Origin of the sequence: Caballeronia sordidicola (assembly GCF_002220365.1) — a bacterium.
GTDB classification, from domain to species: Bacteria; Pseudomonadota; Gammaproteobacteria; order Burkholderiales; family Burkholderiaceae; genus Caballeronia; species Caballeronia sordidicola_C.
The window spans coordinates 1-16,422 of record NZ_MTHB01000197.1 but is presented as its reverse complement, the minus strand read 5'-3'; the positions used below and the strand labels follow the sequence as shown (position 1 = coordinate 16,422).

The window sequence follows — 16,422 nt, the reverse complement described above, 5'->3', positions numbered from 1 at the left end:
GGGTGCTGTGCGACAACCTGCAGGCATTGACCACCCTGACGGCCCACGCCTGCCATGAATTGCCGCCCGACCGACGCATCAACCGCGCTTACGTGCATTCCGTGCTCAAGCCTCTACTGCCATCCCTGTTGCTCGGCATCGCCGCGGCGACCTCGCTGGCGCACGCCTTGGCCCTCATCGCACGCCATACCTTCCGTCATCGACCAGGAATCTCAAAGCAACGCAAACCCCGCTCGAAACCCCACAAATCCATGACGCAAAAACCTTGCTGAAAGATCTCCATTTCTTAACTTGGGTGGATTGGTGTCCGAGTTCCCGCCCGACGCCGAAAAACCCCGTCACATGGCGACCGGACCCGAAGTCTGCTATGCCGCGAGGGGCGAGATAATCTTGCGGGTACAGGGCCAGCTGATGAAAATGATCCGCGCGGGAGGGAGCTTCCAGATCGCGGCTAATGCAATTCATGTCACCAAAGCCGGTCCCGCAGGAGCGACAGTCATCGCAACCTGGGTGTCCACACCCGGGAAACCGTTTAACGCCAGTGTCCCGCAGTAATCAGTGTTGCGTTGCCCGACCTCGCTCCAAACGTCAAAGATTCAATGGAAAGGGCTCGAACCATTTCCCTCCTATATTCATGCTATTAGTTCAAGGAGATTGCATGCGTTGCGGTTTTTTGAAAAGTCTACTGGTTTTCACTTTGATGTCGTCCTGTTTTATCGCTTCCAGCACATATGGGGAAAGCAACACCAAGCAGAAAGAGATCTCTGGCGTAATGGACCGCGTAATACGTCCATTGATGCGGGAATATCGAATTCCAGGCATGGCGGTCGCTGTAATTGTCAACGGAGAGAGCTACTTTTATAGTTACGGTGTGGCATCGCTCGAAACACGCCGACCGATCACAAACAAAACTCTCTTTGAGATTGGGTCAGCCAGCAAAACATTTACGGCAACGTTAGCTTCGTTCGCTCAGGTCAATGGCAACCTTGCGTTGTCCGATAGCGCCAGCCAATATTTGCCATCCCTGCGCGGCAGCAGCTTTGACAACGTTAGTCTGTTGAATCTTGGTACGCATACCTCTGGCGGCCTCCCGTTGCAGGTGCCTGATGCAATTCACGATGACGCTCAACTAATGGATTATTTCAGGCAGTGGCAACCATCCTACGCTGCCAGCACATACAGGGTCTACTCGAACCCAAGTATTGGCATGCTCGGCATGATTGCCGCCCGGAGCATGAATGAGCCTTTCGATGATGCCATTGAAAAGAAATTATTCCCTATGCTTGGAATGACGCACAGTTATATCAATGTGCCGCCGGATCAGATGAAGGACTATGCGCAAGGTTACACGAAACAGGGCGCTCCGATCAGGTTGAGCGCGGGAGCGCTGTCTTCGGAAGCCTATGGAATTAAATCGAGCACGTCGGACATGATCCGATTTATCGCAGCCAACATGCAGATGATTAAAATTGACAGCGTATTGCAACGCGCGATCAACGAGACCCACACCGGATATTTTAGAGCAGGTGAAATAACGCAAGATTTGATATGGGAACAATACCCGTATCCTGTGGAGCTGAAACAGGTTCTGGCGGGTAATTCGGACGCCATGGCTTATCAGGCGACGAAAGTGATTGAGTTGAACCCGCCGCTGCAGCCGCAAGCGAATGCGCTGATCAACAAAACCGGATCGACCAATGGTTTTGCAGCTTACGTCGCGTTTCTTCCGGCTCAGAAATTGGGTATCGTCATCCTTGCAAATAAGAACTATCCCATCGCTCCACGGGTGACTGCTGCATATCAGATATTGACCCAGCTTGGTGGTCAGCTCGGTCCAGAGAATTGATCGGTTTCTGTGGTTCGGGCGGATAACTTCGGGCGGATAACTTTTGATAGATCCACGCGATGCCTTTGCGTCGCGCAATCCGTTTGGTGAGAACACCTTTGAGGACGGTATCGTCAATGGCGCGTTGTAGCCGGGCCGAGACCAGAAGTTGTTGAGCAGTAGCAGTCAGGATGCAAGCGCGTGGATGTTGGTTTTTAAGTTGACATAACATAAATTATCAACTTTTCGTAAGGCAGATACATACACTCTCGGCAATGCTGCGCGCACCGGGCCAAGCGGCAAGAAGACAGGCATAGCCTCTAAAAAAGGCACGGCCATCAAACTGACTATCACCCCGATCTCGGCCACCAACTTTTCTATCTCGGCAGGTTTGGCTGTAGCCGAAACACCAGCGCGCCTCGCTCAAAGTGAAGTCGCGCGGTCGTCACGCCGTCCTTTCAAGACTCCTGCGTTTTTTTGATCGGCTTTCCGAATCAACGAATAAAGCATAAAGTCAGCGAAACAAAAGCAGGTCCGCGGCAAAATCTACGCAGCTTAGGGGGATATTCATCATGCTTTTTCGAATTATGGCGGCGCTGCCGTTCATCGGCATTCTTATTGGCATCCCATTCGTCAATCAGGTTGAACCCCTCATCCTCGGAATGCCGTTCGTGCTCGCGTGGATCGTGATCTGGATCGTGCTGAGCGCGGTGATCATGGGCATCATCTATCGGCTGGATCCGGCCAACCGCCAAGCCGTCAACGAAGCTGCGGAGGCCCGTTCATGAGCAGCGCGCTACTCATCATCATTGCTGTGACCTTGCTGGCGCTCTATCTGGGCGTGCGTGCACGGCGTGGTCATGACATGAATCTCGAGCAATGGACGGTTGGCGGCCGCAGCTTTGGCACGGCGTTCGTATTCCTCCTGATGGCCGGAGAAATCTACACCACCTTCACGTTCCTCGGCGGCAGCGGCTTCGCATACGGCAAAGGCGCGCCGGTCTACTACATTCTCGCCTACGGGACCCTCGCCTACATCCTCTCGTACTGGATGCTGCCGCCAATCTGGCGCTACGCGAAGAAACACCGGCTCGTCTCCCAACCCCATTACTTCGCGCGCAAATACGACAGCCCCGCGCTCGGCGTCCTGGTCGCAGTGGTCGGTGTGGTCGCCCTAATCCCTTATCTCGTGCTACAGCTCAAGGGACTCGGCATCATCGTGGCAACGGCATCGTATGGCGTGATATCGCCGACAGTCGCCGTCTGGATCGGCGCGCTAGTCGTCACCGCTTACGTCATCCTGTCGGGCGTACGGGGCTCGGCGTGGAATTCCGTGGTCAAAGACATTCTGATCCTGAGCGTCGTCCTGGCGCTGGGCATCTACCTGCCCTATCACCTTTACGGCGGCATCGGCCCGATGTTCCATGCAATCGATGTCGCGAAGCCCGGCTTCCTCACCTTTCCGGCGAAGGGGTCGAGCGTGTCGTGGTTCCAGTCCACTGTGCTGCTGACGGCGCTCGGCTTCTTCATGTGGCCGCATACGTTCGGTTCGGTGTATACCGCACGCGATGAACGGATTTTCCGGCGCAACGCGATCATCCTGCCTGTCTATCAATTGATCCTGCTGTTCGTGTTCTTCGTGGGATTCGCTGCATCACTCAAGGTGCCGGGCCTGAAAGGCGGTGACATCGACCTGTCGTTGTTCCGTCTGTCCATCCAGAGTTTCGATCCCTGGATCGTCGGTGTGATCGGCGCTGCCGGCGTGCTCACCGCGCTCGTCCCTGGCTCGATGATCCTTACCTCGGCGTCGACCTTGCTTGCAAACGACGTATATCGAGGAGCGATGAACCGTCAGGCTTCGGATGCGTTTGTCGGCCGGCTCGCACGCTGGCTCGTGCCGGTCGTGGCACTCGTCGCCATCTGGTTCACGCTGCAAGGTGGCAACACGATCGTCTCGCTGCTGCTGATGGGCTACAGCTTCGTAACGCAACTGTTTCCCGCCTTGATAGCCAGCTTGATGCATCAAAGCCGTGCGACGAAACAGGGTGCAATGGGCGGCATCATCGCAGGCGTGGCCGTTGTCGTGGTGACCACTACGATGCACCTGAGCATCGGGCAGATGTTTCCATTCCTCCCTGACGCGGCGAAGGACATCAATATCGGTTTCCTCGCGCTGGCGTTGAATATCATCGTGTTCGTGGTCGTCAGTGCGCTCACGCAGCCGCGCGTGGCAAGCGGCGCCGCACATGGAACCGACGGTGCGCTACGTTGAGTGGCGTTAGGTTCAAGGTGTCGGCGCTTTCATTTCGAAGGTAGCGCGCGCAGCCCATATGGACGCCGATAAACCCGTCAATACGCAGAAGCAGGCAGCTCGTCCGGTGCTTGTCTGGGACGTGCCAACGAGGTTGTTTCACTGGCTGGTCGTCGTGCTGGTGGCGGCCGCCTATGCGACCTCAGAGCTGAACTGGATGGGCTGGCACGTCCGGATTGGCGAGATGCTGCTGACGCTGGTGCTATTCCGTTTGCTGTGGGGTTTCTTCGGCAGCGATACCGCGCGGTTTCGTAACTTTATGAGCGCGCCCGCCGCTGCGTGGCAGCATCTGCGTCATGTGTTGCGCCGCGAAGCCGACCTGCAGGTGGGACACAATTCGGCGGGCGGGTGGATGGTATTGCTACTGCTGGCCTTGCTGCTGGGCGAGACGCTAAGCGGGCTTTACGTCAACAACGATGTTGCGGACGACGGACCGTTGACCCAATGGGTTCCCGCATCGATCGCCAACGCGATCACCGCGCTGCACACGATCCTGTGGGACGCACTACTGGCGGCGGTGGCACTGCACGTGCTGGCTATCGCTGTGTACGCGGTGGCCAAGGGCCACAATCTGCTGCGCCCCATGCTCACTGGACGTAAGCGCCTGCCGGAGCGCATCCGCGCACCCCGGCAAGCGTCAACCATCCGTGCGCTGCTCCTGTTGGTCCTCAGCGCCACCCTGGTGACGCTGCTCGCCACCTACCTCTGAGCGGCGGCATCAGTTACTTTGGCGGCACTACCTGACCGCGGATTTCGCCAGCGGGATGATCCTTCGTGTGCACGTTGACGTACATCTCGCCCGCGAGAAACTCTTTCGCGTCTGCCGGCGACAGCGTAGCGGTACCGTTGACTGGGCTCGTGACGGCTGCGCCTTTCTCTGACAGCCAGACTTTCACCGGCGCGTTTTTGCCCGACGCGGCGGGCCCATGGAAGTGCGCCATGGTGGCGTCGCCAGACAGGCCGCTGAAGGTGATCGTCCAGGTGACGACCCGGGTGTCGGGATCGTAGGAGATGTTGGCTGTGCCGTTACCCGAGGTTTGGACCGGAGGTACCTGTTGCGCACCGGTGAGCGGCACGGTGAACGAGACCGGCGCCGCTTGCGCCAGGGTCATCGCCCCCGCACACGCGAGGCCGATGAAAGCCATGACAGCTCGTCGCGAGATGGAAACATCCATTTTGATTATCTCCTGTCGATATGACCCGGCTGAGACAGGGCCGCTTGGGCTCACTTCGCGAAAGCGAAAGAATTCAAACGGACTCGTTGGAGCAAACAGCCAACATGGCCACTCGCCCCTGCAACCAAGGCCTGAGAAAAAGGGCAAAACCACACCAGATCATGCTCGCACATGAATGATCTGACAAGCGTGTATGCCCTGAGATTGGCGCGTGTTATCTCGACGGTCATGGAGTCTTGGCGCACGACCGGACCAGATACTGTCCGCAACGCCGAAGCGCCTGCCATCACCATCGCCCTCACCCATTCGCCTCACACGACTGCGTGAGCGGCCATAGGTCTCGTATCAATCGCGAAGGACGCGTTGGTGTTCGCCCGCATTGCTGAACATCGCGATGATGTGCGAGATTGCAAAGGACCGAAGGACCCGTGGGCTCAGAAGAGATTGATGGCGCATTGACGGCGCAGTTCCTTCGCTTCATCAATATAGGCAAATTTAACGATATCCAATTGTCGCGTGAACGAAGAGCGCTGTTGGCATCCTTGTGGACTTGCAATGTCTCCTTGCGTGCCGACATGGTGTTACCAAGTGTGCGCGACGGGAAACCACGGGGGACGTGGGGAATCGACTTTACAGCTCTGTCAAAAATAAGAGGCGTACATGTCCAGCGAGAAAGCTGCTGAAATTGCGGCACGGCTTGATCGGTTGCCACCCTCGCGTACGGTCTGGACCATGGTGATCCTGATCTCGCTTGGCGGTGTGTTCGAGTTCTATGACCTGTTCTTCACAGGCTATGTTGCGCCTGGCATGGTCCAGTCCGGGTTGTTCAAACCGGAGTCGCTAGGCTTCTTTGCTGCCCTCCAGCCCCTTGCAGTAGCCGGTTTCGGAACCTTTGTCTTTGCCACCTTTGCGGGGCTTTGGGTCGGTACACTCGTGCTTGGTTATGTGGCCGACCGGTTTGGCCGGCGCCTGATCTTCACCTGGTCACTGGTCTGGTACATGGTCTGCACGGTGATCATGGCGTTCCAGACCTCCGGATTCGCTCTCGATATCTGGCGCTTTATCGCGGGCATTGGGATTGGCGTCGAGCTGGTAACAATCGACACGTATATCTCCGAGCTGATCCCCAGTCAGGAGCGTGGCCGTGCGTATGCCATGAACCAGTTCATCACCTTTGCCGTCGTACCGGTGGTCGCGTTTCTCGCGTACGCATTGAACGGGACGCGGCCGTTCGGCCTTGACTATTGGCGGGTAGTCATCCTGATCGGCTCTGTGGGTGCCGTGCTTGTATGGATCTTGCGTCGCCATATTCCGGAAAGCCCGCGTTGGCTCGCGCGTCACGGCCGGATCGAAGAAGCTGAAAAGATAGTCGCGGACATCGAACGCCGGGTCGTCGCGGAGAAAGGAATAAGCCTGCCGGCACCACAAGCGGTCTCACCCGAAAAGGAAGGACGCGGCTCGCTCAAAGAAATCTTCGCTCCGGGTTATCGGCGCCGGACGATCATTCTGTCGATTTTCAACATGGCGCAAGTGATCGGCTTTTATGGCTTCGCAGCGTGGGTGCCGACACTTCTGATCCATCGCGGCATTCATGTCACGGCAAGCCTGGGATATGCATTTGTCATTGCGATTGCAAACCCCTTTGGTCCGCTGCTGGGTATGTTGTTCGCCGACAAGCTCGAGCGGAAAACACAGATCTGCGGTGGGCTACTCACGATGGCCATAGTCATCGCGATATTCTCCCAGGTCTCCACGCCATGGATCCTGATCGCGCTCGGCGTGCTGTTCACGCTATCTGCAAACATCATGTCCTATGCCTACCACGGCTATCAGGCCGAGCTATATCCGACCCGCGTGCGTGCCCGCGCGATTGGCTTTGTCTATTCCTGGAGCCGGATTTCCGCGGCCTTCGCCGGACTGGCAATCGGCATTCTGCTGCATGGGTATGGCGTGCCGGGCGTTGCTGTCTTTGTCGGAATGTCAATGCTGGTGGCGATCTGCATGATCCTGCTCGGACCTTCCACCAAGGGGCTCGCGCTCGAGACCATTAACCATTAACCATTAACCATTAACCATTAACCATTAATGATTGACCATTGAATCGTGCACGGTTGGTGTTCGTCTGCAGGGGTTGGCAGCGACGCCGGCGGTGTCACGCTTCGCGCATGCTTCGCGCATGCTTCGTATAAGGCGCGGCGCCTCCAAGGACGATGTTACGCACTACTCTATTTTATAAATAGCCACCCCGCTATCAAAATTTATGACGCATGCCGAGGATGAACATCTCCTGGCTGGCCGTGCCATTGAAGCCATATGAGCCGATCGAAGACTGGGCTGCCGAGGTCGTGCCGTCCGGATTGAGCTGGGTACCACTAGCATGCTGATATGCGCCAACCGCATAAAGATCAGTGCGCTTCGACAGTGAATAATCCGCCCCGACGCTAGCCTGGTTATAGGTGGCCGACGTGTTGCCGCTCGCCTTCTCATATGAGTAGCCTACGGCAAACAGCACGGCCGGAGTGGCCTGGTAATTGACGAACGCATTGCCAACGTTGTACTTCTCGGTGCTGGTGAAAGTCGAGTCGCCGTCGTTCTTATATTGCGCGTTGCTGTACGAACCGCCGAGCGTCACAGGACCCAGCGCATACTGGATTCCCGCACGCGCAATGCCCAATGATTTGGCCGTCACGTAGCCGCTGTTGATTGCGCCGTCGAAGATTGCATCTGACGATGAGGTCGGATCCCATCCGTCGCGGAAACCGCCCGCGGTCGGACTAGGATTCGTGGCGAGGAAATAACCGGCGGCGATACCGAGCGGGCCGTTGTTGTACGTGACGGCCCCGCTATAGGTATAGCCCTGGCCCGTGCGGCCGGCCAGACCACTGAAGGCGTACAGCCCCTCAAACTGCAAGCCGGCGTAATTGGGTGACACATACTTAACGGCGTTGGATACGCGCAAGCTATTGTCGTAATTGTCCACGTCGCCGGGAGTCGCAAAAATACTCCCGAAATAGTTGTCAGCCGTGAGCGGTTGCACCATGTCTACCAGCGGATCGTATTGCCGGCCAAGAGTCAGGGTGCCCCAACTGTCACCTGACAAGCCGACGAACGCCTGGCGCCCGAATTCCCGGCCACCCTGGCCTAACTGGCCTGTTCCCACATCAAACCCATTCTCCAAATCGAAGATTGCCTTGATGCCGCCGCCGAGATCCTCCGAACCCTTCAAGCCCCAGCGATCACCGGACAACGTGCCATCTATAAACCCCCATCGCGAACCGTCACTGGTTTTCACATAACCGACGCCTGCATCGATCGTTCCATAGAGCGTAACGCTGGACTGCGCCCGCGCCCCTCCCGCTATACCAAGGAGCGCTAATGAGATCGCGCTGAGAGCACTCTTCTTCATCTCTTTCTCCACGCTAAGACACGGGAAAAACTTTCGCATGCAGCGTATTTAGGCAAATCAAGCGGTTCCGATATTGCAACTCTTTTTGATTGGTATGCCTAAATAGATTCAGAATAAACGAAATGAAAAAATACCGTCAAAGCACTGTAATGGGGAGAGACCGCAAGTAAGCTCGCGGTCTCAAGCTCGCACTGAAAATGTTTGGCAACAACTTTCGTGGAGAACGCGAGCCGAAGTTAATCTAGACCAAAATAACAACTAGTTCAATACCACGTAAATGACCAATTGTTGTTTTCCGGTGCCGAGTGTCTCGCAGCGAACCTTCCGAGCGTGGTTGCTTTATGTTTGCATTTCAGGCAACTGAACGAATAGAATTATATTGACGGAAACTTGCACCATTCTGGTACACCGTTTCGAAAAATCGGATCCTGAGTACGAAAATATTCCCGGATTGCTCTGGCCGCCGTTACTAATACGGTAATACAGCGACCGCACGACCCGTTATGGAACCGACCTCATGGCGCGGCCGGTTTATGCGGTCTCGTATCCCAGGCCGCAGTTGGTCAATTTAAAAATAAACCACCGGTGCGGGCGACGCGCGCTCAGCGCGGCAATAAACCCTGTCCGCGCGGCGTCCACGTCCCGCGAACCCCGGTGAACCGGTCGAATAATGAATAGCGTTGAGAACGCCCGCCTCGCTCCCGGTCAGGCTTAGCGGCCAGCGACCGACCGTGCGATTTTTCGGTCGGTTTTGTATTCGCTGAGCGCGTAGACCGACCAGATCGCCGCTGGGATCCAGCCGATTACCGTGATTTGAAGCAGCAGGCAAATGATCCCGGCGAACGGCCGGCCAATCGTGAAGAACTGGAGCCATGGCAAGAAAATGGCAAGCAGGAGGCGCATGGATTTTTCCCGTAATGTTAGAAGAAAGCCATCCAGGAGAGGCGAACCTGGTATGGCGTCGTGCATCGACGTCATAACGGCTCGCGGACCTGAAACTTTAACCTTTTCTGCGTGACGTCGAAGAACTTCTTCCATAGGCCTTCTCATCGCGTGCAACATCGGCTAACCGATGTTGCACGCCCGCCCGGGGCGTGTTCAATACCTATTCAATCCCTATTCAATGCGTACTCGATACGGCAGACGGATCGAATCCGGCCGCTACAAGCGCCTGATGCAGCGTCTCGAAGAGGTGCGATTCGCCCAGCACCGCGGTGATTCCGTGACGGTCCATATCGGCTCGCAGATACTGGTTGACGCGTGCAAATAGCACGTTGACACCGCCTTGCTTCAGACCTTCGCACAATTCGGCGAGTGTCCGGGCCGCCGAATAGTCGAGGTCCGTGATAGCGCCGGCGTCGACGATGAACCAGTGGACAGTCGTGGGTGCGCGCTCGAGCAAGTTGCGGACGTCGTCGACGAAAAAATGATCGTTCGCGAAAAACAGGTCGGCGCCAAAGCGATAAACAATCAGTCCCGGCGCGGTCTCTGTTCCCGGCGCGGCGGGCACGGGCGCCCAGCGTCCGCCCGTTGCTTGAGTGGGTGCAAGCATCATGGTGTGCGGATGATAGCTATGGCGAACATGCCTCAGCAACGACAGCGCGACGGCCAGCAGTATCCCGTCCTCGACACCGATCACCACCACCGCCAGGGCCGTGACAAGCGCTAGCGTGAGTTCTCCAGGGCTTTCACGGCGGATGGCATAAAGGCGCGTCACATCGATCAGCCCGATCGCGATCGTGAACACAATGGCCGCCAGCACGCAGTGCGGAAGATACTGCAGCCACTTGCTGAAGAACAGCAACACTACGCCGACCACCACCGCGAACACCACTTGTGCGAACTGGCTGCGCGCACCGGCGCGATCCGCCATGGCGGTCTGGGTCGGACTGCCGTTGACCACGAACGCCCCAGTCACGGCGGCCACCGCATTGGCTGCGGCAATTCCCAGGATGTCCGCATCGGCGTCCACGGGTTCGTGATAACGCTCCGCAAACACGCGACCCGCCGCGACGCTCTGCGCGATGATCATCACGAAACAGGATGCGGCCACGGGCAACAGGTCCAGTGTTTGTTGCCAGGTGGCAAGCGGGAAGCCAGGTGCGGGCAGGCCGCCGGCAACCGGACCGACAACCGCGATCCCGTGTCCGGCGAAATCATAGACATAACTTGCCGCAATGCCGCCGATCACGGCGAACATGGCAACCGGAAGACGCGGCAGCAAGCGCTTGAAAACGAGAATGCCGGTTACTACTGCGACCGATATACCCAGCGTTGGAAGCGAAACGTGAGCAAGGTGAAGCGCAATCGATTCGATCTGCCCAAGGGTTCGCGACGACCCTGCGGACACACCGAGCATGTCGCCCAGCATTGCGACGCCGACCTGAATGCCGACGCCTGCAAGGAAACCGAGCAAGACAGTGCGGGACAGGAAGTCGGCCAGGAAACCGAGCTTGAAGACCCGGGCGATCAGCAGCAGCCCGGCTGTCAGCAGCGCAACGACCCCTGCAAGCGCCATGTATTGCGCGCTTCCGGCCGTGGCCATGGTCGACAGATGGCTGGCAAAAATAGTTGCTGTTGCAGAGTCGGCAGCCACGACCAGATGGCGCGACGCGCCGAAGAGAGCGAAGGCGAGCAGCGGTAAAAATGCGGTGTAAAGACCGGTCACGGCCGGCATTCCCGCTATGCGGGCATAACCGAGCACTTGCGGGATATCCATTGACGCAAGGGTCACGCCGGCCAGGAGATCGCGAAGCGCGGCACTGCCGCCAAGCGGCAACACGCCCTTTAATAACTTAAAGCGCATTGTGCGTCCCCGAACGATGTTGCATCCCATACTGCGATAAAAATGAATGTGTCATTGGCGCATCGTGCCGCAAGTTGATTTGGAAGAGCAAGGTTTCTTGATGACTGTGTTGCAAGGCCGGACGCCATTGCCCACCATTCTGGGCATTAGAAAAGCGCCGTGTTATAAACGGGCTCGTATTGGAGGTTGGTCGCGACGAGGGCGACATGCAGATGAGCTTTCTGAAACAAGGCCTGCTTTACGTTCATTACATGACACTGCGTGCTGCCTGGACCACGCCGGCACCGCTGCAAGCCAAGGCGAATGCTTCATCGCGTCTGCGGTCTTCTGGCAGACCATCAACGACATCCCTGCTCGTTCTCGTGCGCTGGTTGCATCGCTGGTTACATTGCTACTTGCTTCCCGCATGCTGTGCGCTTGCGCTCGCTGCCCTTCCCGCTACGGCCCAGGCACATCCGCATGTGTGGATCAATTATTCGATGGTCGCCCAGACCCAGGGCACGGTGTTAGTTGCCATGCAGCAGACCTGGATCTTTTCGAAAGGCTTTCCGTTTTCATTGGTCGGTGATTTTTCCCACATGCCCAAGTCTGGTCCACTCAACGCCGACTACACGGCGACGTTCAAGGCACAAGCGTTCTCATTGCTCAAGAGTTCGGATTACTTCACCCACGTTTTCGTCGATGGCAAGGCGGTCGCCCTGGGCGAGGCGCGCAACTTCAGTGTCAGCATCGAGCAAGGCCATGTTGTTTACCGGTTCCTTTTGCCGCTTGTGAAACCCGTGGACTTCAAGCGTGAGCGAGTGACGCTCGGTGTCTGGGACGAGACTTATTTCGTCGACTTTGAAAGCGCGGCGCAGCCCGTGGTGACGCTGAGTGCGGGCTCCCCGGGTAGCTGCAAGGGGGCGGCGTTCGAGGATCGCGATCACCCTATTTTCGGTGGCTCTGTCATTCCTCAAGCGAGCAGATTATCGTGCTGACCAGCTTCGGTAACCGGCGCGGTGGTGGATCTCGCAGGACGATTGGATTTTGCTTTGCCGCTATCCTGACGCTTGCAACGCATGGTGTTACGGATCAAACGTCTCAGACCACGGACGTCTTCGGGCGAACGTCGACCGGTGCACCGAGCGCGGCGAACACCACCGAAGCGCCTCGACCAACACCGGCTGCCATGCCCGCGATCGTTCGCGATGCAGTCACTGCAAGTGTCCATCTGCAAAGCAGGTTGAACGAAAATTTGCAGGAGACGCTCGCAGACCAGCGCGATGGCTCAGGCCTGTTCGCCACCTGGATCATCGTGCTGTGCTCGTTCGCGTATGGGGGGTTGCATGCGCTTGGACCCGGGCACGGCAAGGTCGTGGTCAGTGCGTACCTCGCGTCGCGGCGGGCGCGTTTGCTCGATGCCGCATTGCTTAGCGGATGGAGTGCGCTGGTGCAGTCCTTGTCTGCGATTGTGCTTGTCGGCGGCGCTGCCTGGCTCTCCCGCGAGGGCTTGCCCGACGTGTTGACGCGGGCGTCGAGTCTTGAACTGGCAAGTTACGTCGCGTTGCTCTGCGTGGGTGTTTGGTCGCTATGGGCCATTGCGACGCGGCGCGATTGTTGCGATACGGATCGCGTGGCGCTCATTCCGAAGAAACGTACAAGCCTTTTAGCAAACGCAAGCGCTTTGGGTGATCAGGATGAAGCGGTGTATCTTGGCGTGCGCCTCGCTCAACGGAAATCCGGTGCACACTGGGCCAGTGCCGGCGTTAACCGCAGAACTTCCACGGCTCGCAGCCGGATTTTAATGACGGGCGTGGCGGTCGGTGTACGCCCATGTGCAGGCGCGATCTTCGTGTTGATTGCGGCCCTCGCCAACCACGTATTCATCATCGGGGTACTCGCGTCCTTGGCCATGGGCGCGGGTGTCGCTTGCACGGTCCTGGCGATCGGGATGACGAGTTTATCGGTGAACCGGATGGTATCGAACGCGGTTGTTTTCAGGCGACAGAGAGTCGAGCGAATTCGTTTCGGACTGGCGCTTGGCGGCGCCATTTTCATAACAGCGTTCGCGGCATGGCAAGTCTTTGCGCTAGTGTCCGGGACGCAGGCTGCATCGCTCGCGTGACGTCTGACCGGGCGGCCGCTGCACGTCGGCCAAGAAAAATTTCATACGGGGTTGTCATGCGAACATGCCGTTGGATACGGGCATCGGCTGCTGCGCTGTTGCTGTTGATCATGGGGATAGGTGCGTTGCTTGCGCCGTTGAACGCACGCGCGGCCGATTGCCATGCCGGCACGCTCGTCACTGTCGTTGCTCACCTCGACGACGACCTGCTGTTCGTCAATCCGGGCATCAGCGACAAGCTTCAGGCGGGCTGGTGCGTCACCACCGTGCACCTGATCGGCGGAGCTAACGGCGCGAACTTCGACTACGTGAAACTGCGCGAGAAAGGCACGCGCCTCGCTTATGCGCGCATGGCGGGCGTAACGGATGACTGGATCGAATCGACTGTCATGTTCGGCGGCAAACCCGTCCACCGGATGGTGCTGAAAAAGCAGCCGAGGGTGACGCTGCTGGAACTGCGGATGCCGGGTGGTGCAGTACGTGGCGGCAAGGTGCCTTTGGGCCTGATGTGGGACCAGGGCGAGACCATCACCACCTATCCCATCAACAACGACGGCTCCAATGCCACGCACTATGACCGCGCGGAAACGGTTGCCACGCTCAAGCAGATCCTTGCGCCGGCGACCGAGATCTACGCGCTCAATCCGGACACCGTGCCGTTCATCGAGCACCCGGATCACATCTATTCAGCACGTATCACGCGCGTGGTTGCGCAGAGCCTCAACCGGAACATTCCGATTGGTTATCACGTCACGTATCCCACCGGCGGCATGCCGAAGAACCTGAGCGCCGGCGAGACCCAGATGAAGCGCGACGACGTGGCATCCTATTTCGCTATCGATGGCGATGACAACGGCGAGCACGTCTTCGGTGAGTATCAGTGGGACGGCAACTGGGTGGCGCGTCGCTACTGGACCGAATCGAGCTCGAGCGCAGCAGGGCTGGAGTTCCGGCCGCGCTCGAGCAACCTCGTCAACGAGTACTCGAGCCAGTGCCTGACATCGACCGGCATGAACGGCAAGCCGACACTCGCCGGTTGCTCGGGCGCGAAGACGCAGGACTGGCACTGGCAACCGGTGCCGGCCATGCCGGGCACCAAGAACAACTCGCAGCTCGTCGATGAATCCACGCAGCAGTGCGTGGCCGAACGCGGCGGCGAACTGATTGAAGAGCCCTGCAATCAGGACGAGGCGGCTCAGAAATGGACGCCGTGGGACTTCGGTCTCGTGTACACGCCGCTCGGCCACTGCCTTGCGGGGCATAACGGTGCATTGTCGGCTGGGCATTGCTCTTCGCTGACCGCGGAATCGCGATGGGCGCCCACTCCTCATTCGCAATGGACCGACCTGCGCCAGGACGCAGCACTGTATGGCAACGTTAGAGGGACCGTGGATGGCGAGAAACCGATCAGTACGGTCTATGTCCAGCGGCGTCGGGACGGGCCGGGCTTCAACGTATGGGTAGCGGGCTTTTCACGGTTGCCGACTGCCGCGCCGTGGTATCTGAACGCGGTGCCGTTCAACCCGCATGCCGGCACTCCCACCTGCGCCGGCGACACGCTCTGCTTCGACAGCGTGCGTTTCCTCCTTGGTGACTTCGAAGGCACGGGTCGCGATGACCTGATGGTGATCGCGCCACGCAACGGAGGCACGGCTTTCTGGCTGATGCGCAGCACCGGTACGCGCTTCGACGCACCGCGTCTCTGGTATCAGACCTCTTCGGCGTTGACGCCCGCCAGCGCACAGCAATACGTAGCCGGAGACTTCGATGGCAGCGGCCGCGCTGGCGTGATGATCGCGCAAAAACGCAGCGACGCTACGCTCGACCTTTGGGTCATCGCCAGCGAGGGTTTGACAGGGCATGCACCGGCACTCTGGATGAAAGCGAGCGGACTTGGCGCGAATGCACGCTTTCTGCCTGCTCACGTGGCCGGATCGCCGCACACGGGTTTGATTGCGATAGAAACCGTGAATTCGGCGATGGCCGTCACGCAACTCGCGAGCTCGGGCGGCGCGTTTGCCGGGCGCTTACGCGGCACCACCTATGCGGAGTTCGCACCCGCGTTCGCCAAGGTGGTCGCGGGCGACGTGGACGGCGATGGCGTCGATGATCTGGTCGTGCTCCAGCCACGCGGCGATGGACCCGATATCAATGTATGGCGGATAAAGGGGGGGGCGATATTCGGCGACCCGGTCAAGGTCGGCACTATTCATGAGTCGTCTTATGCCGACGCTGTTCCTGCGCTTGTGCGGCGTAGTCGTGGTGAAACACTGATGCTGTTCAAGCGCGCGAATGCGAAGCTCGGCGGATTCTATTTCACGGGGGGTGCGCCGAGTTTGATCGGATATGACCTCGATACTTCGTTCAAGATGGGTCCGGCGCATATTTGGGGTGATCTGCCCGGGCTGTTTTCGGAAGCGCTATGGATCAACACCTTGTCGAATGAAAGGGACTTCCCCGTCCCGAGGCTGCGGCGGAAGCCGCAATTCGGCATCAAAGTGCCATGATGAAGTCTCGACCTTCATCAACACCAGCGAAAGGGGAAGTCCATGTCCATTGTCACCATCGGAATCGATCTTGCCAAGAACGTCTTTGCGGTTCACGGCGTGGATGAATCCGGCAAGCCGGTATTGATCAAACCGCGTGTCCCACGTGATCAACTGCTCGCGCTGATCGCCCAGTTGCCACCCTGTCTCATTGGCATGGAGGCCTGTTCGGGTGCACATCACTGGGCGCGGATGTTCCAACAGTACGGCCACACTGTGAAGCTGATCGCGCCCAAGCTCGTGGCGCCG

The 16,422-nt window shown here is 58.2% G+C and carries 12 protein-coding genes and 2 pseudogenes; 10 read left to right on the top strand and 4 right to left on the bottom strand.

Translation table 11 applies throughout. The annotated features are described in order from the left end of the window. The 5 genes and pseudogenes from BSU04_RS46675 to BSU04_RS27765 form a co-directional block, all read left to right on the top strand. Positions 1-272: pseudogene (locus BSU04_RS46675) on the top strand (IS4 family transposase); the annotation flags it as partial. Positions 273-658: 386 nt separating this feature from the next. Further along, the gene (gene ampC / locus BSU04_RS27780) at positions 659-1,846 is read left to right on the top strand and encodes a class C beta-lactamase (protein ID WP_089163581.1); all 1,188 of its coding nucleotides are present in this window, start codon (positions 659-661) and stop codon (positions 1,844-1,846) included. 551 nt (positions 1,847-2,397) lie between these two features. Next, complete coding sequence (locus tag BSU04_RS27775) at positions 2,398-2,613, top strand: DUF3311 domain-containing protein (protein ID WP_089163580.1); 216 nt, start codon at positions 2,398-2,400, stop codon at positions 2,611-2,613. Continuing rightward, entirely contained in the window at positions 2,610-4,097 is a 1,488-nt protein-coding gene (locus BSU04_RS27770) for a sodium:solute symporter family protein (protein WP_089163579.1), read from the top strand. Before BSU04_RS27775 ends, BSU04_RS27770 begins: the two co-directional genes overlap by 4 nt. Positions 4,098-4,155: 58 nt before the next feature. Continuing rightward, positions 4,156-4,845 (top strand): cytochrome b/b6 domain-containing protein, encoded by a 690-nt coding sequence (locus tag BSU04_RS27765; protein ID WP_089163578.1) that lies wholly within the window; start codon positions 4,156-4,158, stop codon positions 4,843-4,845. 13 nt (positions 4,846-4,858) lie between these two features. Here the strand turns inward: BSU04_RS27765 and BSU04_RS27760 are convergent, their stop codons facing one another. Then, positions 4,859-5,311: a CHRD domain-containing protein gene (locus tag BSU04_RS27760; RefSeq protein ID WP_089163577.1), complete on the bottom strand. Its 453-nt coding sequence runs from the start codon at positions 5,309-5,311 to the stop codon at positions 4,859-4,861. A 660-nt stretch (positions 5,312-5,971) separates the two neighbouring features. On the opposite strand from BSU04_RS27760, the gene BSU04_RS27755 reads away from it, so the two are divergent. Beyond that, on the top strand, positions 5,972-7,369 hold the full coding sequence (locus BSU04_RS27755) for an MFS transporter (protein WP_089163576.1): 1,398 nt from the start codon (positions 5,972-5,974) through the stop codon (positions 7,367-7,369). Between the two features lie 193 nt (positions 7,370-7,562). On the opposite strand, the gene BSU04_RS27750 is transcribed toward BSU04_RS27755, so the two are convergent. From BSU04_RS27750 to BSU04_RS27740, 3 genes are all read right to left on the bottom strand, one after another. Continuing rightward, positions 7,563-8,717 carry a porin gene (locus tag BSU04_RS27750; protein ID WP_089163575.1) on the bottom strand — a complete coding sequence of 385 codons (1,155 nt, stop codon included), beginning with the start codon at positions 8,715-8,717 and terminating at the stop codon, positions 7,563-7,565. A gap of 711 nt (positions 8,718-9,428) precedes the next feature. After that, positions 9,429-9,620, bottom strand: a complete 192-nt coding sequence (locus tag BSU04_RS27745; RefSeq protein ID WP_089163574.1) for a YqaE/Pmp3 family membrane protein — start codon at positions 9,618-9,620, stop codon at positions 9,429-9,431. Between the two features lie 217 nt (positions 9,621-9,837). Continuing rightward, positions 9,838-11,523: a SulP family inorganic anion transporter gene (locus BSU04_RS27740; RefSeq protein WP_089163573.1), complete on the bottom strand. Its 1,686-nt coding sequence runs from the start codon at positions 11,521-11,523 to the stop codon at positions 9,838-9,840. A 206-nt stretch (positions 11,524-11,729) separates the two neighbouring features. Between BSU04_RS27740 and BSU04_RS27735 the strand changes: the two genes are divergently transcribed. The 4 genes and pseudogenes from BSU04_RS27735 to BSU04_RS27720 all read left to right on the top strand — a co-directional run. Further along, a complete protein-coding gene (locus tag BSU04_RS27735) occupies positions 11,730-12,500 on the top strand; it encodes a DUF1007 family protein (protein WP_089163572.1) in 771 nt (256 codons plus the stop codon). After that, entirely contained in the window at positions 12,494-13,627 is a 1,134-nt protein-coding gene (locus BSU04_RS27730) for a nickel/cobalt transporter (protein ID WP_144021372.1), read from the top strand. Before BSU04_RS27735 ends, BSU04_RS27730 begins: the two co-directional genes overlap by 7 nt. Before the next feature lie 56 nt (positions 13,628-13,683). Next, positions 13,684-16,134 (top strand): hypothetical protein, encoded by a 2,451-nt coding sequence (locus BSU04_RS27725; protein WP_256983348.1) that lies wholly within the window; start codon positions 13,684-13,686, stop codon positions 16,132-16,134. A gap of 42 nt (positions 16,135-16,176) precedes the next feature. Beyond that, a pseudogene (locus tag BSU04_RS27720) lies at positions 16,177-16,422 on the top strand (IS110 family transposase); the annotation flags it as partial.